The sequence below is a fragment of the Microbacterium testaceum StLB037 genome (genome assembly GCF_900104345.1).
In the GTDB taxonomy this organism is placed as follows: domain Bacteria; phylum Actinomycetota; class Actinomycetes; order Actinomycetales; family Microbacteriaceae; genus Microbacterium; species Microbacterium testaceum_A.
In genome coordinates this window covers 522,422-541,713 of sequence record NZ_FNJN01000003.1, presented here as the reverse complement: position 1 = coordinate 541,713, position 19,292 = coordinate 522,422, and the positions used below count along the sequence as shown (strand labels likewise).

General features: G+C 69.0%; 22 protein-coding genes. 19 read left to right on the top strand and 3 right to left on the bottom strand.

The window, feature by feature from the left end; translation table 11 throughout:
• The first annotated feature begins 106 nt into the window (after window positions 1–106).
• The 6 genes from leuC to BLS25_RS08900 all read left to right on the top strand — a co-directional run bounded on the left by leuC (window position 107) and on the right by BLS25_RS08900 (window position 6,462).
• Entirely contained in the window at window positions 107–1,567 is a 1,461-nt protein-coding gene (gene leuC, locus BLS25_RS08925; RefSeq protein WP_074695125.1) for a 3-isopropylmalate dehydratase large subunit, read from the top strand.
• A 1-nt stretch (window position 1,568) separates the two neighbouring features.
• A complete protein-coding gene (gene leuD, locus BLS25_RS08920) occupies window positions 1,569–2,165 on the top strand; it encodes a 3-isopropylmalate dehydratase small subunit (RefSeq protein WP_074695124.1) in 597 nt (198 codons plus the stop codon).
• Between the two features lie 62 nt (window positions 2,166–2,227).
• The gene (gene murA / locus BLS25_RS08915) at window positions 2,228–3,601 is read left to right on the top strand and encodes a UDP-N-acetylglucosamine 1-carboxyvinyltransferase (RefSeq protein ID WP_074695123.1); all 1,374 of its coding nucleotides are present in this window, start codon (window positions 2,228–2,230) and stop codon (window positions 3,599–3,601) included.
• Between the two features lie 3 nt (window positions 3,602–3,604).
• A complete protein-coding gene (locus tag BLS25_RS08910) occupies window positions 3,605–4,345 on the top strand; it encodes a lysophospholipid acyltransferase family protein (protein WP_074695122.1) in 741 nt (246 codons plus the stop codon).
• Entirely contained in the window at window positions 4,335–5,477 is a 1,143-nt protein-coding gene (locus tag BLS25_RS08905) for an NAD(P)H-dependent glycerol-3-phosphate dehydrogenase (protein ID WP_074695121.1), read from the top strand. Before BLS25_RS08910 ends, BLS25_RS08905 begins: the two co-directional genes overlap by 11 nt.
• Window positions 5,377–6,462 (top strand): D-alanine--D-alanine ligase family protein, encoded by a 1,086-nt coding sequence (locus BLS25_RS08900; protein ID WP_074695120.1) that lies wholly within the window; start codon window positions 5,377–5,379, stop codon window positions 6,460–6,462. Before BLS25_RS08905 ends, BLS25_RS08900 begins: the two co-directional genes overlap by 101 nt.
• A gap of 126 nt (window positions 6,463–6,588) precedes the next feature.
• On the opposite strand, the gene BLS25_RS08895 is transcribed toward BLS25_RS08900, so the two are convergent.
• On the bottom strand, window positions 6,589–7,092 hold the full coding sequence (locus BLS25_RS08895; RefSeq protein ID WP_056230842.1) for a DUF3515 family protein: 504 nt from the start codon (window positions 7,090–7,092) through the stop codon (window positions 6,589–6,591).
• A 25-nt stretch (window positions 7,093–7,117) separates the two neighbouring features.
• Between BLS25_RS08895 and thiL the strand changes: the two genes are divergently transcribed.
• The gene (thiL, locus tag BLS25_RS08890; RefSeq protein ID WP_074695119.1) at window positions 7,118–8,122 is read left to right on the top strand and encodes a thiamine-phosphate kinase; all 1,005 of its coding nucleotides are present in this window, start codon (window positions 7,118–7,120) and stop codon (window positions 8,120–8,122) included.
• Window positions 8,123–8,126: 4 nt separating this feature from the next.
• Here the strand turns inward: thiL and rsmD are convergent, their stop codons facing one another.
• Complete coding sequence (rsmD, locus tag BLS25_RS08885) at window positions 8,127–8,693, bottom strand: 16S rRNA (guanine(966)-N(2))-methyltransferase RsmD (protein WP_074695118.1); 567 nt, start codon at window positions 8,691–8,693, stop codon at window positions 8,127–8,129.
• An 83-nt stretch (window positions 8,694–8,776) separates the two neighbouring features.
• Here rsmD and BLS25_RS08880 point away from each other — a divergent pair, with 83 nt between their 5' ends.
• From BLS25_RS08880 to BLS25_RS08825, 12 genes are all read left to right on the top strand, one after another.
• Window positions 8,777–10,951, top strand: a complete 2,175-nt coding sequence (locus tag BLS25_RS08880) for an ATP-dependent DNA helicase RecG (protein WP_074695117.1) — start codon at window positions 8,777–8,779, stop codon at window positions 10,949–10,951.
• 41 nt (window positions 10,952–10,992) lie between these two features.
• Complete coding sequence (gene coaD / locus BLS25_RS08875) at window positions 10,993–11,490, top strand: pantetheine-phosphate adenylyltransferase (protein WP_074695116.1); 498 nt, start codon at window positions 10,993–10,995, stop codon at window positions 11,488–11,490.
• Window positions 11,491–11,648: 158 nt separating this feature from the next.
• Window positions 11,649–12,143 (top strand): YceD family protein, encoded by a 495-nt coding sequence (locus tag BLS25_RS08870; protein WP_074695115.1) that lies wholly within the window; start codon window positions 11,649–11,651, stop codon window positions 12,141–12,143.
• Between the two features lie 2 nt (window positions 12,144–12,145).
• Complete coding sequence (gene rpmF / locus BLS25_RS08865; RefSeq protein WP_013586329.1) at window positions 12,146–12,355, top strand: 50S ribosomal protein L32; 210 nt, start codon at window positions 12,146–12,148, stop codon at window positions 12,353–12,355.
• A 10-nt stretch (window positions 12,356–12,365) separates the two neighbouring features.
• Window positions 12,366–13,058 carry a ribonuclease III gene (gene rnc / locus BLS25_RS08860; protein WP_056230854.1) on the top strand — a complete coding sequence of 231 codons (693 nt, stop codon included), beginning with the start codon at window positions 12,366–12,368 and terminating at the stop codon, window positions 13,056–13,058.
• A complete protein-coding gene (gene mutM, locus BLS25_RS08855; protein WP_074695114.1) occupies window positions 13,051–13,941 on the top strand; it encodes a bifunctional DNA-formamidopyrimidine glycosylase/DNA-(apurinic or apyrimidinic site) lyase in 891 nt (296 codons plus the stop codon). The genes rnc and mutM overlap by 8 nt, the downstream gene beginning before the upstream one ends.
• A 13-nt stretch (window positions 13,942–13,954) precedes the next feature.
• On the top strand, window positions 13,955–14,983 hold the full coding sequence (locus BLS25_RS08850; protein ID WP_074695113.1) for a hypothetical protein: 1,029 nt from the start codon (window positions 13,955–13,957) through the stop codon (window positions 14,981–14,983).
• Between the two features lie 191 nt (window positions 14,984–15,174).
• Window positions 15,175–15,483: a hypothetical protein gene (locus BLS25_RS08845; RefSeq protein WP_074695112.1), complete on the top strand. Its 309-nt coding sequence runs from the start codon at window positions 15,175–15,177 to the stop codon at window positions 15,481–15,483.
• The gene (locus tag BLS25_RS08840; RefSeq protein ID WP_143017878.1) at window positions 15,483–16,799 is read left to right on the top strand and encodes a hypothetical protein; all 1,317 of its coding nucleotides are present in this window, start codon (window positions 15,483–15,485) and stop codon (window positions 16,797–16,799) included. Before BLS25_RS08845 ends, BLS25_RS08840 begins: the two co-directional genes overlap by 1 nt.
• A gap of 118 nt (window positions 16,800–16,917) precedes the next feature.
• Window positions 16,918–17,337: a hypothetical protein gene (locus tag BLS25_RS16640; protein WP_143017877.1), complete on the top strand. Its 420-nt coding sequence runs from the start codon at window positions 16,918–16,920 to the stop codon at window positions 17,335–17,337.
• A 14-nt stretch (window positions 17,338–17,351) separates the two neighbouring features.
• Window positions 17,352–17,756, top strand: a complete 405-nt coding sequence (locus tag BLS25_RS08830; RefSeq protein ID WP_074695109.1) for a hypothetical protein — start codon at window positions 17,352–17,354, stop codon at window positions 17,754–17,756.
• A gap of 10 nt (window positions 17,757–17,766) precedes the next feature.
• The gene (locus BLS25_RS08825) at window positions 17,767–18,057 is read left to right on the top strand and encodes a hypothetical protein (RefSeq protein WP_074695108.1); all 291 of its coding nucleotides are present in this window, start codon (window positions 17,767–17,769) and stop codon (window positions 18,055–18,057) included.
• A gap of 104 nt (window positions 18,058–18,161) precedes the next feature.
• Here the strand turns inward: BLS25_RS08825 and BLS25_RS08820 are convergent, their stop codons facing one another.
• Window positions 18,162–19,241: a GNAT family N-acetyltransferase gene (locus BLS25_RS08820; protein ID WP_074695107.1), complete on the bottom strand. Its 1,080-nt coding sequence runs from the start codon at window positions 19,239–19,241 to the stop codon at window positions 18,162–18,164.
• Between the last annotated feature and the right edge of the window lie 51 nt (window positions 19,242–19,292).

Sequence of the window (19,292 nt, the reverse complement as noted above, 5' to 3'; positions counted from 1 at the left end):
ATCGCTCGCCTCCTCCTTAGCGGCCGCGACGAGACCTTGTTCTAGGCCTCTCTCGTCGCGGAGTTCGTCGCGGGCCTCACACCCCCTTCCGAGGAGAAACGCAAACATGAGCACGATTCCCGAGAACCCTCGCACCCTGGCCGAGAAGGTCTGGGACGACCACCTCGTGGTTAAGGGCGAGAACGGTCAGCCCGACCTCATCTACATCGACCTCCACCTCGTGCACGAGGTGACGAGCCCTCAGGCCTTCGACGGCCTGCGCGCCGAGGGTCGCCCCGTGCGCCGGCTCGACCTGACGATCGCGACCGAAGACCACAACACCCCGACCCTCGACATCGACAAGCCGATCGCGGACCTCACCAGCCGCACGCAGATCGAGACGCTGCGCCGCAACGCCGACGAGTTCGGCGTGCGCATCCACTCGCTGGGCGACAAGGAGCAGGGCATCGTCCACGTGGTCGGCCCGCAGCTCGGCCTCACCATGCCGGGCATCACCGTCGTGTGCGGCGACTCGCACACCTCGACCCACGGCGCGTTCGGCGCGATGGCGTTCGGCATCGGCACCAGCGAGGTCGAGCACGTGCTCGCCACCCAGACCCTGCCGCTCAAGCCCTTCAAGACGATGGCCATCACCGTGGAGGGCGAGCTGAAGCCCGGCGTCACCGCGAAGGACATCATCCTCGCGATCATCGCCAAGATCGGCGCCAACGGCGGCCAGGGCTACGTGCTCGAGTTCCGCGGCAGCGCGATCCGCTCCCTCTCGATGGAGGGGCGCATGACGATGTGCAACATGTCGATCGAGGCCGGCGCCCGCGCGGGCATGATCGCCCCCGACGAGACGACCTTCGCCTACGTCAAGGACAAGCCCCACGCCCCGCAGGGCCAGGACTGGGACGACGCGGTCGCCTACTGGCGCACGCTGCCGAGCGACGAGGGCGCGGTCTACGACGCCGAGGTGTTCCTCGACGCCGCCGAGCTCGAACCCTTCGTCACCTGGGGCACGAACCCGGGCCAGGGCGTCTCGCTCAGCGACGTCGTTCCGACCCCGGCCGACATCGCCGACCCCAACGAGCGCGCCGCCGCCGAACGGGCGCTCGAGTACATGGACCTGCAGGCCGGCACCCCGATGAAGGACATCCCAGTGGATGCCGTGTTCATGGGTTCCTGCACCAACAGCCGCATCGAAGACCTCCGCGCCTTCGCCTCGGTCATCGAGGGACGCACCAAGGCCGAGAACGTCCGCGTCATGGTCGTGCCGGGATCGGCGCGCGTGCGCCTCGAAGCCGAGGCCGAGGGCCTCGACAAGGTCTTCACCGACTTCGGCGCCGAATGGCGCTTCGCGGGGTGCTCGATGTGCCTGGGCATGAACCCCGACCAGCTGGCCCCGGGGGAACGCTGCGCGTCGACCTCGAACCGTAACTTCGAAGGACGCCAGGGCAAGGGCGGGCGCACGCACCTCGTCTCGCCGCTGGTCGCCGCGGCCACGGCCGTGCGCGGAACGCTGTCGAGCCCGGCCGATCTGGGCCCCGTTCCCACCGAGACCGTTTCGACCGGGGCGGAGGCCTGACATGGAGAAGTTCACCACGCACACCGGTGTCGCCGCGCCTCTGAAGCGCTCCGCCGTCGACACCGACCAGATCATCCCCGCGGTGTTCCTCAAGCGCGTCACCAAGACCGGCTTCGAAGACGCCCTGTTCTCGAACTGGCGCCAGGACCCCGGGTTCGTGCTCAACCAGGACGCCTACCGCTCGGCATCCGTCCTCGTCGCCGGCCCCGACTTCGGCACCGGATCCAGCCGCGAGCACGCCGTGTGGGCGCTGCGCGACTACGGGTTCCGTGTCGTGCTGAGCCCCAAGTTCGCCGACATCTTCCGCGGCAACTCGGGCAAGCAAGGCCTGGTCACGGGCGTGATCACCGAGGACGAGGTCGAGCAGATCTGGGCCGTCCTCGAGGCGAACCCGGGCATCGAGATGACCGTGGACCTTACCGCGAAGACCGCCACGGTCGGCGACCTCCAGGTCTCGTTCGAGATCGACGATTACACTAGGTGGCGGCTTCTCGAAGGGCTCGATGACATCGGGCTCACTCTGCGTGACGAAGACAAGATCACGCAGTTCGAGGCGCGCCGCGAGGCATGGCGGCCGCAGACCCTTCCGGTCCGCTGAGCCCGATCGACCCGATCGGGTCGATCTGCCGCCCCTCGTCCACGAAGTGAGGTCCACCCCCCATGAGCACACTCGTCACCGACTCCGGAGACCAGAACCCCGGACAGCCCGACTGGGAGGCGGCCGAAACTCTTTCGATCCGCGGCGGTCGGCCCCTGCGCGGGACCGTCGAGGTCAAGGGCGCGAAGAACCTGGTGACGAAGGCCATGGTGGCCGCGCTCCTGGGCGAGACCACGAGCACGCTCCGCGACGTGCCGATGATCAGCGACGTCAAGGTCGTCCGGTCGCTCCTCGAGGTGCACGGCGTCACCGTGACCGAGGGTGACGAGGAGGGCACGCTTCACCTCGACCCCTCGGGCGCGGTCGCCGCGCACTTCGAAGAGATCGACGCGCACGCGGGGGCCTCGCGCATCCCGATCCTGTTCTGCGGGCCGCTGCTGCACCTGCTCGGCGAGGCGCTCATCCCCGACCTCGGCGGATGCCGCATCGGCGATCGCCCGATCAACTTCCACATGGACGCCCTGCGCGCCTTCGGCGCCGTCGTCGACAAGAGCTACGAGGGCATCCGCATCACGGCCCCGAACGGCCTCCACGGCGCCAATATCACCCTGCCCTACCCGAGCGTCGGCGCGACCGAGCAGGTCCTGCTCACCGCCGTCCGCGCGAAGGGCGTCACGGAGCTGCGCAACGCCGCGATCGAGCCCGAGATCATGGATCTCATCGCCGTCCTGCAGAAGATGGGCGCGATCATCTCGTACGAGCCCAACCGCGTCATCTTCATCGAGGGCGTCGACAAGCTCGTCGGCTACGACCACCGCGCGATCTTCGACCGCAACGAAGCCGCCTCGTGGGCCTGCGCCGCGCTGGCGACCGACGGCGAGATCTTCGCCAAGGGCGCCCGCCAGCAGGACATGCTGACCTTCCTCAACGTCTTCCGCAAGGCCGGCGGCTGGTTCGACGTCCGCGAGGACGGCATCCTGTTCCGCCGCGGCGACGCCCTCAAGCCCGTCATGGTCGAGACCGACGTGCACCCCGGCTTCATGACCGACTGGCAGCAGCCGCTCATCGTCGCCCTGACGCAGGCCCCCGGCACCTCCACCGTCCACGAGACCGTGTACGAGAACCGCCTGGGCTTCACCGAGGCGCTCAACAAGATGGGCGCCGACATCGTCGTGCACCCCAAGGGCATCTCGAGCCCCGATCGTCGGGTGCCGCGTCGCGACCTCGAGCAGGCGGCCGTCATCAACGGCCCGACGCCGTTGCACGGCGCCGACGTCGAGGTCCCCGACCTGCGCGGCGGCTACAGCTACGTGATTGCGGCCCTGGCCGCCGAGGGCGAGTCGACCGTGCGCAACATCGGCATCATCCGCCGGGGCTACGAGAAGTTCCTCGAGAAGCTGACCGCTCTCGACGCCGACTTCGACGTCGTGGGCTGACCCGTGGCCGCCTCGCCCGAGAAGACGAAGCCGAGCGCCTTCTGGCCGCTCGCGGCGATCATCGTGCCGATCACGGGCCTGTTCGCCCGGATCGAGATCCGCGGGGGCGAGAACCTCCCGAGCGAGGGCGCCTACGTCATCGCTCCGAACCACAACTCGGAGTTCGACCCGGTGATCGTGGCCGTCGCCGTCTGGCGGCTCGGTCGCGCCCCGCGGTTCATGGCCAAAGAGAGTCTGTTCAAGGTGCCCGTCCTCGGTGCGGCGCTCCGTGCCACCGGCATGGTGCCGGTGCCGCGGGCCTCGACCAGCGCGAACCAGTCGATGAAAGCTGCCGAGCAGATCGCCCGCGACGGCCGCGGTGTGATCGTGTACGCCGAGGGAACCCTCACGCGCGACCCCGACCTGTGGCCGATGCGCGGCAAGACCGGGGCGGTTCGCCTGGCCCTCGCCGCCGATCTGCCGCTCATCCCCATGGCGCAGTGGGGCGTGCAGCAGATCCTCCCGCGGTACGGGAAGCTGAAGTTCCCCCGCCGCTCGCACGTCATCGTCGAGTTCGGCCCCGCCATGGACATGAGCGCCTACGCCGCCACGCGCACCCAGCCGGCCACCCTGACGAAGGCCACTGACGCGATGATGAACGAGATCACCGCGATGCTCTCCGGCATCCGGGGTCTTCCCGCTCCCGCGGAGCGCTGGAACCCGTCGCAGCACGGGCAGAACGAGACGGGTCGCCTTGAGTCGTAAGAGCCCCGCGCCGGTCGCCGGACCGAAGGTCGCCGTCGTCGGCGCGGGCAGCTGGGGCACGACATTCGGCAAGATCCTCGCCGACGGCGGAGCCTCGGTGGTCATGTGGGCGCGCCGCCCCGAGCTGGCCGCAGAGATCACCGAGTCGAAGCGCAACAGCCGCTACCTCTCGGGCATCAACCTGCCGCGGACCATGACGGCCACCACCGACCTCGCCGAGGCGCTGAACGGCGCGGAGCAGATCTTCCTGTCGGTGCCGAGCCAGTCGCTGCGCGAGAACCTCGCCGCCATACGACCCCTTGTCGAGCGCACCGACGTGCCGCTCGTCTCGCTCATGAAAGGCGTCGAGAAGTCGACCGGGCTGCGCATGAGCCAGGTCATCGAACAGGTGCTCCAGTGCGACCCGGCCCGCATCGCCGTGGCATCCGGTCCCAACCTCGCCCTCGAGATCGCCCGCGAGCAGCCCACCGCGGCCGTCATCAGCTCGCTGAGCCCCGAAACCGCCGAGGCCGTGGCCCGCCGCGCGCGCAACAGGTACTTCCGCTCGTTCGTGAACACCGACGTGATCGGCACCGAGTTCGGCGGCGTGCTGAAGAACCTGATCGCCGTCGCGATCGGCATCGTCGACGGCGTGGGCTACGGCGAGAACACGAAAGCCTCGATCATCACGCGCGGCCTCGTCGAGATGACCGACTTCGCCGTGGCGCAGGGCGCCCAGCCCGAGACCCTGCAGGGCCTCGCCGGCCTCGGCGACCTCATCGCGACGTGCCAGTCGCCGCTCAGCCGCAACAACACCGCCGGGCGCCTGCTCGGCCAGGGCTACGGCTACAAAGAGGTCGTGACCCAGATGCAGCAGACCGCGGAGGGCTTGGCATCCGTCGCCCCCGTCCTACAACTCGCGAAGCAGGTCGGCGTCGACATGCCCATCGTGCAGCAGGTCAAGATGGTGCTGGACGGGACCATGGACCCGCGCGACATCGCACCGCACCTGACGACAGACGACGACCAGCCGCAGGGCGAGAGGACGCAGAATGACCAAACCGGTGGTGGTGGTGCTCTTCGGCGGGCGCTCCAGCGAGCATTCGATCAGTTCCGCCACGGCGGGCGGGGTGCTGCGGGCGATCGACCGTGACCGCTTCCGGGTCATCCCGGTCGGCATCACCCGCGACGGCGCCTTCGTTCTCGAAGACGACGATCCCGACAAGTTCGCGTTGATCCCCGACGCGCTACCCGAGGTGCGCGACAACGGCACGCGCGTTCGCCTGCCCGACTCGACGCTCTCGCGCGAGTGGACGGTGACGGATGCCGAGGGCACCCGCTCCCTCGGAGACGTCGACGTCGTCCTGCCGATCCTGCACGGCCGCTTCGGTGAGGACGGCACGGTGCAGGGGCTGCTCGAGCTGCTCGGCATCCCGTACGCCGGCGGCGGAGTGCTCATGTCGGCGATCGGCATGAACAAGCACGTGACCAAGCAGGTGCTGCGCGCGGCGAACGTGCCCGTGGTGCCGTGGGTCGCGGTGACCCGCGCCGATCTCGCGCGCGACCGCTCGCTGTGGGAGCGCCGCATCCACGCGCTCGACCTGCCCGTGTTCGTCAAGCCGAACGAGGCCGGTTCCAGCGTCGGCGTCACGAAGGTGTCGCAGTGGGACGACCTCGACGCCGCTCTCGACACCGCGTTCGCAGAGGACGGCCTGGTGCTGGTCGAGAAGGCGATCGTCGGTCGCGAGGTGGAGTGCGGCGTGCTCCCCGGGCGGGATGGCGGACCGGTGCGTGTCAGCGTCGCCGGCGAGATCGTCGTGACGGGACGCGAGTTCTACGACTTCGAGGCGAAGTACCTCGGGGCTGCCGGCGTCGAGCTCGTGTGCCCCGCCGACCTGCGCGACGGTGAGCTCGCCGAGATGCAGCGGATCGCCGCCCAGGCGTTCGAGGCGATCGGTGGCCAGGGCCTCGCGCGCGTCGACTTCTTCTACACCGGCACCGAGTTCTACGTGAACGAGGTCAACACCATGCCCGGGTTCACGCCGATCTCGATGTTCCCGACCTGCTGGATCGCCTCGGGCCTGTCCTACCCCGACCTCATCAGCGACCTGCTCGACGCGGCCCTCGCGAAGGCCTGAGTCGCGGCCCGGCTCGCCGTGCGCAACGGCGGGCCGGGCCGGCGGCGCGCCGTCGCCGGGGTCGGTGACGCCGGTGTGTCGGGAAGAGTCCCGCGGTCGTGCACCTGGGGTCGGACGCGGCGCGCGCTACGGCGTCGGGCTCGGCGAGGGCGCGACGTCGGACGCCGAGGTGCACACGGCGCCCGTCGACGGCAGGTACTGGCTGATCAGCGGTCCGAGGGCCTGGGCCACATCGGCGCTGCTGGCCTCTTTGTAGTCCAGGTAGACCTGGACCGCGGGGCTGCGCCCGAACGTCGTCAGCGTGTACCGGTTGTCGGCCGCCTGCGACTCGTCGACCAGCCAGTCCACGCCGTTGAACGGGCGGCACGGCAGGGTGGACGGGCCGGGCGTCTCGAGCCCGCACGTCATGAGGATCGCGGCGGGATCTCCCCACGCACCGGTCGACTGCGCGTCGGTCCAGCGGCGGTTCTGCCCCGAGATCGTCTGGGGCAGTCGCGAGGTAATCTCGGCGCACGCCGGGTCGTTCGCGTCCTTGGCCGGCTGCATCGCGACCGTGGTGCTGCACGCCGCGAGCCCGGGGAGGAGGGCGGCGGCGGCGAGGAGCGCGAGGAGGCGGGAGGAGCGGGGCACCCCTCCAGGCTAATAGCGTGGGGGAGTGACCGACGCCGAGACCACCCGTGCAACCACTGTGGGCGAGCTGTCCGAGGGACAGATCCTGCGCGGCATCCTGGACCGTCTTCCGCCGTCGACCGCCCCGGTCGGGCCCGGTGACGATGCCGCTGTGCTGTCTGTTCCCGACGGGCGGGTCGTCGCGACGACCGACACGCTCGTGCACGGGCCCGACTTCCGGCTGGCGTGGTCGTCGCCGTTCGATCTCGGCTTCAAGTCCGCGGCGGTGAACCTCGCCGATGTCGCCGCGATGGGTGCGCGCCCCATCGCTCTGCTCGTCGCGCTCGCGATGCCCGACGACACTCCCGTCTCGTTCGTCCGCGGGTTCGCCGACGGCCTCGCGGCGGCCTGCGCCGAACTGGCACCGGACTGCGCGGTCGAGGGCGGCGACCTCACGGTCTCGGACACCCTGACCATCGCCGTGACGGCCCTGGGGAGCCTCGACGGCCGCGATCCCGTGCGTCGCTCCGGTGCCCGCGTCGGAGACGGCGTCTACGTGATCGGCGAGCTCGGCGAGGCCGCGCGGGGACTCGAGGTGCTCTTCGCGCGGTTCCGGGATGCCGACGGCACTCCCGTCGTGATCACGTCCGAGGCCCGGGCGGCGCTCGGTGCCGACGACGCGCGCGGACTGGCTCGCCAGCTCACGCCGCGACCGCCGATCGCGGAGGCTTTGCGGGCCGCGGATGCGGGGGCCACCGCGATGATGGACATCTCCGATGGGCTCGTCCTCGACGCCACGCGCCTGGCCGATGCCTCGGGGGTCACGATCGCGCTCGACTCCGCGACCCTCGGCGACGACCCCGACCGCGCGCTCGGCGGGGGAGAGGACCATGGGTTCCTCGTGACGTTCGCCGCCGAAGCGGACCCGCTGGGCCGTCGTGTGGGAACGGTCGTGGCGCGCGGGAGCGAAGCCGTCACCGTCGACGATCATCCCTGGTCGGGCCGGGGCGGCTGGGATCCCTACCGCGACTGGGACGCCGGTCGCGGCTGAGGGATCAGACGCTTCGCGGTCGTCCCCACCACATCGTGGTGTCGCCGTAGGCGCGGTCGCGCTCGGCCTCGAGTCCGGCGGCGGCCCACTCGGGGGCGGCGGATCGCTTCGCCCGCTCGACGATCACCGTGCCGTCGGGGTGCAGGCGCGGCGCGAGCGCGACGAGCGCTTTCGTGAGCTCGTCGTCGGCGAGGTCGTAGGGCGGATCGAGGAAGACGAGGTCCCATTCGAGGGTGGATGCCGAGAGGAACGTCGTGACGTTCGCCTTGTGCACGCGCGCGGGGGCGGTGACGCCGGCCCCCTTCACCCGTTCTGCGTTCTTGCGGATGAGGGCCGCGGCGGGTGCCGACAGCTCGACGAGGTCCGCGGAGGCGGCGCCGCGGCTGAGGCTCTCGAGCCCCAGGGCGCCGGAGCCCGCGAACAGATCGGCCACGCGTGCGTCGTCGAGCAGGCCCGCGGACTCGAGCGCTCCGAAGAGCGACTCGCGGACGCGGTCGCTCGTGGGGCGGGTGCCCTTGGGGGGTACGTCGAGGACCGTGCCTCCGGCCCGGCCCGAGATGATGCGCGTCACCTCTCCAGCCTAGGGTCCTCGGTGCGGCGGTCGCGTGCGCGCGAGCGAACGGCGATGTCCGGGGGCCTGCCTAGACTCGGAGCATGCCCGGATTCTCGCTCGCGTCGCGCCTGGACGGCGCCATCGGCGGCAAGACCGCGACGGCATTCGAGAAGGCGTTCGGCGTGAAGACGGTGGGTGAGCTGCTCGAGCATTACCCCCGCCGCTACGCCCGTCGGGGTGAGCTCACGCCCATCGATTCCCTCCCGCTCGGCGAGCCGGTCACGATCGTCGCCGAGGTGGTCAGCGCGAACGAGCGTCGCATGCAGAACCGCCGCGGCTCGCTGCTCGAAGTCGTCATCAGCGACGGCGACGGGCGCATGTCGCTCACCTTCTTCAATCAGCCCTGGCGCCTGAAAGACCTCACTCCGGGGCGCCGCGGCATCTTCTCGGGCAAGGTCGGCGAGTATCGTCGCCAGACGCAGCTGACGAACCCCGACTACGAGCTGTTCGACGACATCGCCGAGGCTCGCGCCGAGGCCGAGGTGACGGCGAAGCGGCCCATCCCGATCTATCCCGCGACGAGCTCGATCCCGAGCACGCTCGTGCAGAAGACGATCTCGCTCGTGCTCGACGGACTCGGAGAGGTCGAGGACCCCTTGCCCGACGACCTGCGAACCCGCCGCGGTCTCCTCCCGGCGCGCGCGGCGTTCGAGCAGATCCATCGCCCCGAGACCGATGACGACATCCCGCCCGCGATCGCGACCCTGCGCATGCACGAGGCCTTCGTGCTGCAGACCGCCCTGCTCCAGCAGCGGCAGTTCGTGCGGGCGCTGTCGGCGACCAAGCGGCCGGCGGCGCCCGGTGGTCTGCTCGAGCGCTTCGACGCGATCCTTCCTTTCGAGCTGACCGCCGACCAGCAGAGCGTCGGCGCCCAGCTCGAGGCCGACCTCGTCGCCGACTGGCCCATGAACCGCCTGGTGCAGGGCGAGGTGGGCTCGGGCAAGACGTTGGTGGCGTTGCGCGCGATGCTGCAGGTCGCCGAATCCGGCGGGCAGTCCGCCCTCATCGCCCCCACCGAGGTGCTGGCCGGTCAGCACCTGCGCTCGATCGCCCGCATGCTCGGTCCCGAGCTCGCCCCCGAGGTCATGCCGACCCTGCTCACCGGGCAGATGCCGGCGGCAGAGCGTCGCCGCGCAGCCCTGCGGGTCGCCTCGGGCCAGGCGCGCATCGTCGTGGGCACCCACGCGCTCCTGAGCGCGACCACCACCTTCGCCGACCTCGGCTTCGTCGTCGTCGACGAGCAGCACCGTTTCGGCGTCGACCAGCGCGAGGCGCTGCGCGCCAAAGGCAGTTCTCCGCACACGCTCGTGCTGACGGCGACCCCCATCCCGCGCACCGTCGCCATGACCGTGTTCGGCGACCTCGACGTCTCGACCATCCGCACCATGCCCGCCGGGCGAGCCGGCATCCAGTCGTTCGTCGCCCCGCTCGCCGAGAAGCCCGCCTGGTTCGCCCGCGTGTGGGATCGCGTGGCCGAAGAGGTCGCCCTCGGGCGCCAGGCGTTCGTGGTGTGCGCCGCGATCGACTCGGACCAGCTCACCGCCGACGAGAAGACCGACGAACCGGCGGACGCACCGGCCGCCGCCGCCGAGGGCGCCCGCACGCGGTGGGGTGTCGTGCAGGTCGAGGCGTTGCTGTCGCGATTGCCGACGTTCAGCGGCATCCGCGTGCAGATCCTCCACGGCAAGATGCCCTCCGACGAGAAAGACGCCGTGATGCAGGCCTTCGCGCGCGGAGACATCGACGTTCTCGTCGCCACCACCGTGATCGAGGTCGGCGTCGACGTGCCCAACGCCTCCACGATGGTCATCCTCGAAGCTGATCGCTTCGGCGTCTCGCAGCTGCATCAGCTGCGCGGACGCGTCGGGCGAGGGGGGCTCCCGGGCCTTTGCCTGCTGGTGACCGAAGCCTCGCCCGGAACCTCGGCGCGCTCACGCGTCGAGGCGGTGGCAGCGACCCTCGACGGCTTCGCCCTGGCCGAGGTCGACCTCGACCTGCGCGGCGAAGGTGACGTGCTCGGCGGCGCGCAGTCGGGAGCGCGTTCGTCGCTACGTCTGCTGCGAGTGGTCACCGACGCCGACCTCATCACCGAGGCCCGCGCCGAGGGCGAGAGACTTCTCGCCGACGATCCGGCTCTGCGCCGGCATCCCGGGCTCGCCGCCGCCCTCGAGCGCCGTGTCGGAGTCGAGGAGCGCGCTGCCCTGGCGAAGTCCTGACCGTCGGGTCGCTGCCCCGGTCGCATCGGTAGGCTGGCGGCATGAACCCCCGGATCGCCGTCGTTCCCGGCTCGTTCGACCCTCCCACGCTCGGTCACCTCGATGTGATCCGGCGCGCGGCGGGTCTCTTCGACCAGCTGCACGTGCTCGTGGTCCACAACCCGGGCAAAGAGGCGATGCTCCCCATCGCTCAGCGGCAGAGTCTGCTCGAGCAGTCGATCGCCGAGGCGGGCGTCGAGGGCGACGTGATCGTCGCCGCGTGGAGCATGGGCCTGCTCGTGGACTACTGCACCGAGGTGGGAGCGAAGGTGCTCGTGAAGGGCATCCGTTCGCAGGTCGACGTGGCGTACGAGACGCCCATGGCGATCGTGAACCGCGACCTCGCCCACGTCGAGACGGTCTTCCTGCTCCCCGACCCCTCTCATGCGCTGGTCTCGAGCTCGCTCGTGCGTCAGGTGGCGGGTCTCGGCGGCGATGTCTCGCCGTACGTCCCGCCCGCGGTGGCGCGGTTCCTCGACACCGGCGCCCGCGGCATCTGACACGCTCGGACCGTCGGGCAGGCGACCGTACCGCCGCGCCGACGGGCGACGCCCGGCCCCCGCCCAGGAGCGCACGGGTAGCATTGACGACCGTGAGAACTCGCCGACCCGGACCTTTCCAGCTCCCCGTACGCGACATCGAGCGCCACCCGGGCGAGATGCGCGAACACACGCTCGACCTGCCCACCCCCGAGAAGTGGGGGGAGGGCCTGCTCGCGGTCCCCGAGGGCGAGATCCTCGAGCTCGACGTGCGTCTCGAGTCCGTGCACGAGGGCATTCTCGTCTCGGGCACCGTCGACACCACTGCCGTCGGAGTGTGCGGACGCTGCTTGATCGACATCGCCGAGCCTGTCGAAGTCGAGTTCCAGGAACTTTTCGCGTATCCTGGGGACGAAGCGAACGACTTCGACGTTCAAGACGACCACGTGGATCTTGAAAATCTGGTCCGGGATGCCATTGTCCTTTCGCTTCCGTTCCAGCCGGTGTGTCAGCCGGACTGCCCCGGGCTCGACCCGAACACGGGCGAGAGGCTGACGGAAAGCCCCGGCACCACGGAGCAGACGCCTGTCGATCCTCGATGGGCTGCGCTCCAGCAGTACACCCCAGACGACGGCGATGCGCCCCGCGCCGCCCCCAAGACAGAGAAGAGCTAGTCATGGCAGGTAACCCCCCGAAGCGGAAGGTCTCCCGCTCCAACACCCGCTCGCGTCGTGCGCAGTGGAAGGCTGAAGCCCCCGCGCTGGTCAAGACCATCGAGAACGGCAAGGTCGTCTACAGCCGCCCCCACCAGGCGAAGGTCGTCACCGACTCGCAGGGCACCGAGCTCTTCCTCGAGTACAAGGGCCGCAAGGTCGCCGACGTCTGATCGGCGATTCGTGACGCGTAACAACGTCGAGCGCGCAGCGCTCACCGAGAAGCTCGGGGTCGAGATCGACCCCGAGCTTCTTTCTCTTGCTCTGACCCACCGTTCGTTCGCGTACGAGAACGGCGGCATTCCGCACAACGAGCGCCTCGAGTTCCTCGGCGACTCCGTGCTCGGCCAGGCCGTCACGGTCCGGCTGTTCACGCGGCATCCCGATCTCGACGAGGGAAGCCTCGCCAAGCGGCGCGCGAGCGTCGTGTCGACGGTCGCGTTGGCCGAGGTCGCCCGCACGATCGGACTCGGCGACCACGTGCGGCTGGGCCGCGGCGAGATCCTCACCGGTGGCCGCGACAAGGACTCGATCCTCGCCGACACCATGGAGGCGCTGATCGGCGCGACCTTCCTGTCGGCCGGCCCCGACGCGGCGACCGGCATGGTGCTGCGCCTGGTCGAACCGCTTCTCGCGGACCCCGAGCGGTACGGCGCGGCGATGGACCCGAAGACGAGCCTGCAAGAGATCGCGGCCCGACTCGGTCTCGCGGCTCCTGTCTACACGGTCGAGGCGACCGGGCCCGATCACGACCGCCGGTTCACCGCCACCGTCACCACGGGCGACGTCGTGACCACGGGCGTCGGCTCCAGTAAGAAGCACGCCGAGATGGCTGCGGCTCTCACCGCGTGGCGCGAGCTCGACGCGCGTGCCTGAGCTTCCCGAGGTCGAGGTCGTCCGCGCCGGTCTCGAACCCGCCGTCACGGGCGCCCTCATCTCGTCTGTCGATGTGCGCGACGACCGCGCGCTGACCCGTCACACCGGGGGAGCCGCGCACTTCGAGGCGGAGCTGACCGGCCGACGCATCGCGTCCGCCGTGCGCAGAGGCAAATTCCTGTGGATGCCGGTGGCCGACGACGAGGCCATCGTCACCCATCTGGGAATGAGCGGCCAGATGCTCCTCCGTGCCCCCGGAGCGCCGGAGGAGCGACACGAGCGCATCCGCATCGAGCTGGAGCACCCGGTGCACGGGCCGCTGTCGGTCGTGTTCGCCGATCAACGCACGTTCGGTTCGCTCGCGATCGACAGCCTGGTCGACACGCCCGACGGCGCTGCCGGCGGCCGCGGCTCGGATCTCGCCCGCGTACCGACGCAGGTCGCGCACATCGGGCGCGATCCCCTCGACCCCGCATTCGACGCCGTACGATTCCGCGCGCGATTGGCGCGTACCTCCTCGGGGATCAAACGCGTGTTGCTGGATCAGACGGCGGCGAGCGGCATCGGCAACATCTACGCCGACGAATCGCTGTGGGCTGCGCGCATCCACCCCGAGACCGCGGCATCCGATCTTCCGACGCGCGCGGTGAACCGCCTGCTCGCCGAAGTGCAGGCGGTGCTCGAGAAGGCCCTCGCCGAGGGCGGAACGAGCTTCGACGCCCAGTACGTCAACGTCAACGGGCAGGCCGGCTACTTCGCGCACTCGCTCAATGCGTACGGGCGCACCGGCCAGCCGTGTCCGCGGTGCGGGCGACCGATCGTGCGCGTGTCGTTCATGAACCGGTCGAGCCACTTCTGCCCGCACTGCCAGAAGCGGCGTTGAGAGTAGAGGCGTCATGTGGTTCTCGCGTGCACGTTCTGACCCCTCTGGGCTCGCGGTTCCCGCGGTCTCGGCATCCGTCGTCGACCTCACGACGGATGACCCGTCCGAGAACCGCATACACCGGATGCTCGACGAACTCGGGGTGCCGTGGGCCGTGCCCCTGCGCGAACTGCCGACTCGGTTCGGTGTGACGCGTCATCCCGTCTACGACTGGGACGTCATCGCCCCTCCGCTTCCGAAGCTCACCCTGCCCGGCATGCTGTTCCCCTTGTCGACGAACGCCTTTCGTCTCGCGGCGCCGAGCCCCGCCGACTTCTTCTCCACCGTCGTATCCGTGGCAGATGACCCCCGCATCAACGTCGAGGCGGCCGTCGAGTTCTTCTCCGCATGGCTCGGTGAAGCAGCCATCGAGGCCTCCGGCGGCTTCGCGTTCTGTGCAGAGTGGACCGCAGGTCCTGCGTCGGTGTCCCTCCAGGCGTCCGGACCCCATCCGTACTGCACCCCCGAACCGTCGGAGGCGGACCGACGTGAACCTCGACTTCGTCGGGCGTGCTCGGTCGTGATCGAACCAGGTTTCCGCCCGGCGCTCTCCGTCCTCGAGAGAGAGCAGCTAGAGAGTTCCCGGCTTCTCCTGCGCCTCGATGATGACGCGGCACCGCGCAGCCTGGACGACCTCCGCCGCCGACGACCCTCCGTGACAAACGCGCCGTTCGCGCGCGAACCGGATGATTCGTGCCGGCGTCTGCTGGGCGGTCTGCACGTCTCTGCTGACGGACGGACGCTCGTCGTCTGTCGCGATCAGCTCCTCGTCATCCCTCGAGAGCGAGTCACCGCGGTGCGGGTGAGCAAGCTCACTCGAGCGCGGGGTCCTGCGGGAAGCTGGCTCGACCTCATCTGCGTGGACGAGGCGTCGGACGACGGCCTGAGCGCCGTCACCGTCCTCGAGAAGAGCCGGACCGACCAACTGGACGGACGGGCACGAAGTCTCGGGGCCACGCTCGGAGTCCCGGTGGACATCCGGCCCGCGCAGCAGAACGCGTGACCTCCGGCACCCTATATGCCCGCGGTGCGGGTGACCGATCGTGCGCGTCTCGTTTCGTGAACCGGTCGAGCTACTTTCGCCCGCCCTGTCAGCGTCCGCCGAACGATCGGGCGGCTCTGCAGCAGGGTTGATGCTCATGTTACGCTCACGAGCATTGTGGCTGTGGGGTCTGCGATGGGGGACGGTTTCGCATGGGGCTGATTGAAGTAGACAGCGACGCCTACGACATTGTGCGTCAAGCACTCACGCAGGCGGCCGGGTCGCTGAACTCCGCCAGCGGGCAGTTGGGGTCGGCCGTCCCAGGGATGGCATTCGGTCCTCTAGCCGCCTTTATTCCGCCAGGGTTCAACGCGCTGGGCGGCTTAATAGAGAGCGCATCGTCCTTCGTGGGTGATCGCGCGCAGCGCACCGCGGACGGGCTTCAGGTCGCGGTGTCGGAATTCGAGCGGGTCGAGGACGCCGCACAGGTCGACTTCCAAAAGCTCGGCGGTGACATCTGATGGCACCGATCACCGTCGCGCCCGCAGCGGATGCAGCCGCGGCAGCCCTCGGGTCGTCAGATTGGCAAAGTGGTCTTCCCGCGCCCGGTGCCGGTGGCGACGGATGTGGGAGCGGACTCGCCGGCTTCGCGTCGGTGATCGCACAATTCGTGCAGCCGCTCGAAGAGCTGCTGGAGCAGGTCACCGGCGACCCGGCAGGTCTCTACCACGCTTCTCACGCGTGGGAGGTATACGCGGGTGACGTCCAAGCCGTCTCGCAGATTCTCAACGACACACTCGCTCAGATCCAGGGCCACGTTCAGGGCATCACCGCTGCCGTCGTTGAAGGCTCGCTCCGGGTCCTCTCGGCGGCCACGCACTCCATTGCCGACTGGTCGAAGGTGGTTAGCCAAGTCCTCCAACTTTGCGTGCGCGCCGTCGAGATCATGCGCTCACTCGTATGCAGCGGATTCGAGTTGTTGTCCTCGGCGGCCGGGGTGATCGGTGACGTGCTGTTCGGCAGCTGGCCGTGGGAGGTCGACGAGAAGACCCAGGCCATCCGGGACTTCGCGAACAACTGCGCGCAGGTCATCGACGAAGTTGTGGAGAACATCGACCGGGTTCTTCAGGCTCTGCGTGAGCTGGTGCGACTGCTGACGGACCTGTATCGGGCGATCATCCCGTTTCACCAAGACCTCGAAAATCTGATCGGTCAGCTCCTGGCCGATTACCCGCCGGGGGACATCCCGGGACTCGGAGGTTTGCCCGGGCTCGTGCCGGGAGACGGATCCCTGGGCGACACGTACAACCCGGGACGTGTGCCGTACCCGGGCTCCGATCACGTGTTCCGTCACGAGTACTCGCAGGGCTACCAACATCAGTACGACCTGGGGACGACAGACATGACGACTGCAGAGCTCAACGCCATGCTGCGCCAGCAATTCGGTCACGTGTTCCTCCCTTCTCGGGAAGGCGACAACGGGCAACTGAATATGCAGCTGACCGGAGAAGGTCAGATCATTCACACATCTCTATTCGGCATGGGTGTTCCGGGCGTGACAGCGGGGGATATCTTGGTGCAGCAGGTAACCGACGACGGATTCGTCATCGCCGCGCAGCCGGGTCACCCCGAGTGGCCGGGCGAAGTGGCATTTAGGCTCCGTAACGTCGACGGGCGAGCCGTTTTCGAAGTGACCGGGTCCTACAACGACACGATCCTCGCGAACCTCGGTTTCGACGGAAACACAAACGGCGCTTACGCAGGGATTTCCGATGTCAGCATCTGGGCCGACATGCAATATCGACTTGAGGACATGATGAACTATGGCCCGTCTTAACCGATGGATCGCGGCAGCGATTGTCGTCAGTGGAATCGCTGCGTTGTCCGCTTGCACCCAACCGCGTCGAGACGAGGTTCCTCACAACGCCTCCGCCGGGGGGCAAACTCAGAGTGAAATGCAGGCCGCCGTGTCGAACATCCCCGGGATCTCTGTGGACATCGCGGGGGGCGGCCCGCCCAACGTCAAAGGCAACACAGGCTACGCCATCGCTGTAACCGTGGATCCGGGATATCGGATCACCGATGGTCCCGCATTGATTTCGTTCTTGATTGAGTCAGCGTGGTCTGTGCGCGACGCATATATGCCCAACGCCGAGATCTCAGTCAGCGTCAAAGATGAAACCGACTCCAGCTTCGATGCATCAGCGGCGGCGTCTGAGGCGGGATGGATCGAGCCGTTGGATCCTCCTCCCGGGGGCGCCGGTTTCACCATCGCTGCCGTGGACATCCGCGACGGATCGCCCGCGCGACAGCGCTTAGGCGATTGGCCCGGCGACGTTCCCGCTGTTCCCGCCAACGTGACCGCCGCGAAGTGATTCGAGGACTCGAGATGACCGATCCTTTCACCGGCATGGATGCCGGCTTCGAAAACGCCCGACGCCAACTGCAGGAGATCCGCGTCAAGGCACAGAGCAACAAGCTCCGGGCGGACGCCCTAGCCGACGATGTGGACGCGATCTCCGAAGAGGTCCGCAGCGCCCGCGGCGAGGTGACTGTTCGCGCCGGTGTAGGCGGCCGAGTGCGCCTGATCACCTTCGGTGCCGAGGCGGAGCGTCTCAGTCTCGACGCACTCGGACGTCTCACCACCCAGACGATTGCCGAGGCGCAGCACGCAGCGATGGCCCGACTCGCGGATCGCAGCGCCGAACTCTTCGGCCCCGAATCCGATATCGCCCTAAGCATGCGCCGCGATGCGGACCGGGGCTACCCACGTTCGGGTACGTCATTCTCGTGAGGAGGCTCTGATGCATCTCAAAGGAGACACGAACTCGATCGCCGCATCGGCACAGGTCCTCGCCAGCGCGGCCGACGCGCTGAGCGCTGAGGTGGACACGTTGTCTAATGCCTCGCAGACGATGCGTGCGGGTTGGCAGGGCGATGCTCAAATTGCTTGGACGGGTCGGCACGCGCAGATGGACAGCACCCTGCGTCACAAGGCCGCGACGCTGCGTGTCGCGAGTCAGCATGCATCGCAGTACGCCGAGGACCTCGTCCGGGCGGACGTCGCTGGCGCTCGCGCAGTGCTCGGGTTCTGAACGATCCCGAGATCGACCGGCGCGACAAGCGTTCTCGCTCGCGGCGGAGGCCCACTCGGCGCAGCGCCGGAGGGGCGGGACTTCGCCCCCGCCCCTCCACTGCGTCACAGCACCTTCTTCCACACCCCTTCGTACGAGATCGGTGCGAACCCGATGGCCTCGTTGATCGAGAGCATGGGGCGGTTCTCCTCGGCGTTGTAGGTCAGCACGCGGGGCGACCGGGGAGCGACGTCGTTCCAGGCCAGGAGCCCGGCGCACTTCACGAGCATTCCGAGCCGGTGGCCTCGGTGCGACGCGACGACGAGGGTGTCCTCCTGGCTGGTCGCCGCGGTGCGGTCCTTGCCGATGACCAACTCGTTGAAGGCCGCGAGCTCGCCGGTGTCGACGTGCTGGGCGGCGGTGACGAGCATGTGCCGCCCCGCGTCGGTGTAACCCGCTTCGTAGCGGCGGACGCGAGCGGCATCCCAGACCTCCTCGTCGAACTCGAGGTCCGCCGAGGGGGCGTCCGTCACCATGCGGGACTTCATCCACGCGAAGGAGTCGACGAACTCGTCGGGAGTGGGGAGCGCCCACTGAACGATCCGGTACCCGACGGCCGCCTGCTCCGCCTCGGTGAGGAGTTCCTCGAGACGCGGTCGAGCCCCGGCGAGATCAAGCGCGCTCACCCGAACGATCTGCTCGAGCGAGAATCCGGATGCCAGAAGGAACCGCGCCGCTCGATCCCGGGGAATCGAGCCGAACCCCGTCGGCGCCTCGAGGCGCGGTCCCTCGGCGGCGGGGTGCTCGGCCCACGACTGCAGGACGGTACGCCCGTGCTCGCGCGCGATGTTCTCGATGAGCGCGTAGGCGGCGCGCCCGATTCCGTGCCCCCACGCGGAGCGGCGCAATTCGATGAGCCAGAACCCGGTGCGGGCGCCCTCCTCCTGCGGGAAGTCGAGACCCACGCGCCCGACGACCTCGCCGTGGTGAACGGCGATCCACGCGAATCGCTTCATCTCGGGTCGGGGGTGGTAGAGCGGGAGGAGTTCGTCGGCGGGCATCGACGAGTCGTCGTGGCCCGAGATCTCGGAGGAGATCAGGTTGCGGAGGCGGACCATCTCGCGGAAGTCCGTGGCATCCGGAGCATCGATCCGGGAGGGGATGTGAAGAGGGCGCAGCTCGAGGCAGGCGGGGAGGGAAGTCACTGGAAGGTCTTTCGTCGGATGAGGAGAGGGTGGGGGTGGGGTCGACCCGAA

Excerpts from the sequence above, each read along its gene's own strand:
- rpmF (WP_013586329.1), top strand. The coding sequence starts at position 12,146 with ATGGCAGGTAACCCCCCGAAGCGGAAGGTCTCCCGCTCCAACACCCGC.
- BLS25_RS08845 (WP_074695112.1), top strand. The coding sequence starts at position 15,175 with ATGGGGCTGATTGAAGTAGACAGCGACGCCTACGACATTGTGCGTCAA.
- leuD (WP_074695124.1), top strand. The coding sequence starts at position 1,569 with ATGGAGAAGTTCACCACGCACACCGGTGTCGCCGCGCCTCTGAAGCGC.
- BLS25_RS08825 (WP_074695108.1), top strand. The coding sequence starts at position 17,767 with ATGCATCTCAAAGGAGACACGAACTCGATCGCCGCATCGGCACAGGTC.
- BLS25_RS16640 (WP_143017877.1), top strand. The coding sequence starts at position 16,918 with ATGCAGGCCGCCGTGTCGAACATCCCCGGGATCTCTGTGGACATCGCG.
- leuC (WP_074695125.1), top strand. The coding sequence starts at position 107 with ATGAGCACGATTCCCGAGAACCCTCGCACCCTGGCCGAGAAGGTCTGG.
- BLS25_RS08830 (WP_074695109.1), top strand. The coding sequence starts at position 17,352 with ATGACCGATCCTTTCACCGGCATGGATGCCGGCTTCGAAAACGCCCGA.
- BLS25_RS08850 (WP_074695113.1), top strand. The coding sequence starts at position 13,955 with ATGTGGTTCTCGCGTGCACGTTCTGACCCCTCTGGGCTCGCGGTTCCC.
- BLS25_RS08900 (WP_074695120.1), top strand. The coding sequence starts at position 5,377 with ATGACCAAACCGGTGGTGGTGGTGCTCTTCGGCGGGCGCTCCAGCGAG.
- coaD (WP_074695116.1), top strand. The coding sequence starts at position 10,993 with ATGAACCCCCGGATCGCCGTCGTTCCCGGCTCGTTCGACCCTCCCACG.
- murA (WP_074695123.1), top strand. The coding sequence starts at position 2,228 with ATGAGCACACTCGTCACCGACTCCGGAGACCAGAACCCCGGACAGCCC.
- BLS25_RS08870 (WP_074695115.1), top strand. The coding sequence starts at position 11,649 with ATGCGCGAACACACGCTCGACCTGCCCACCCCCGAGAAGTGGGGGGAG.
- BLS25_RS08840 (WP_143017878.1), top strand. The coding sequence starts at position 15,483 with ATGGCACCGATCACCGTCGCGCCCGCAGCGGATGCAGCCGCGGCAGCC.
- BLS25_RS08880 (WP_074695117.1), top strand. The coding sequence starts at position 8,777 with ATGCCCGGATTCTCGCTCGCGTCGCGCCTGGACGGCGCCATCGGCGGC.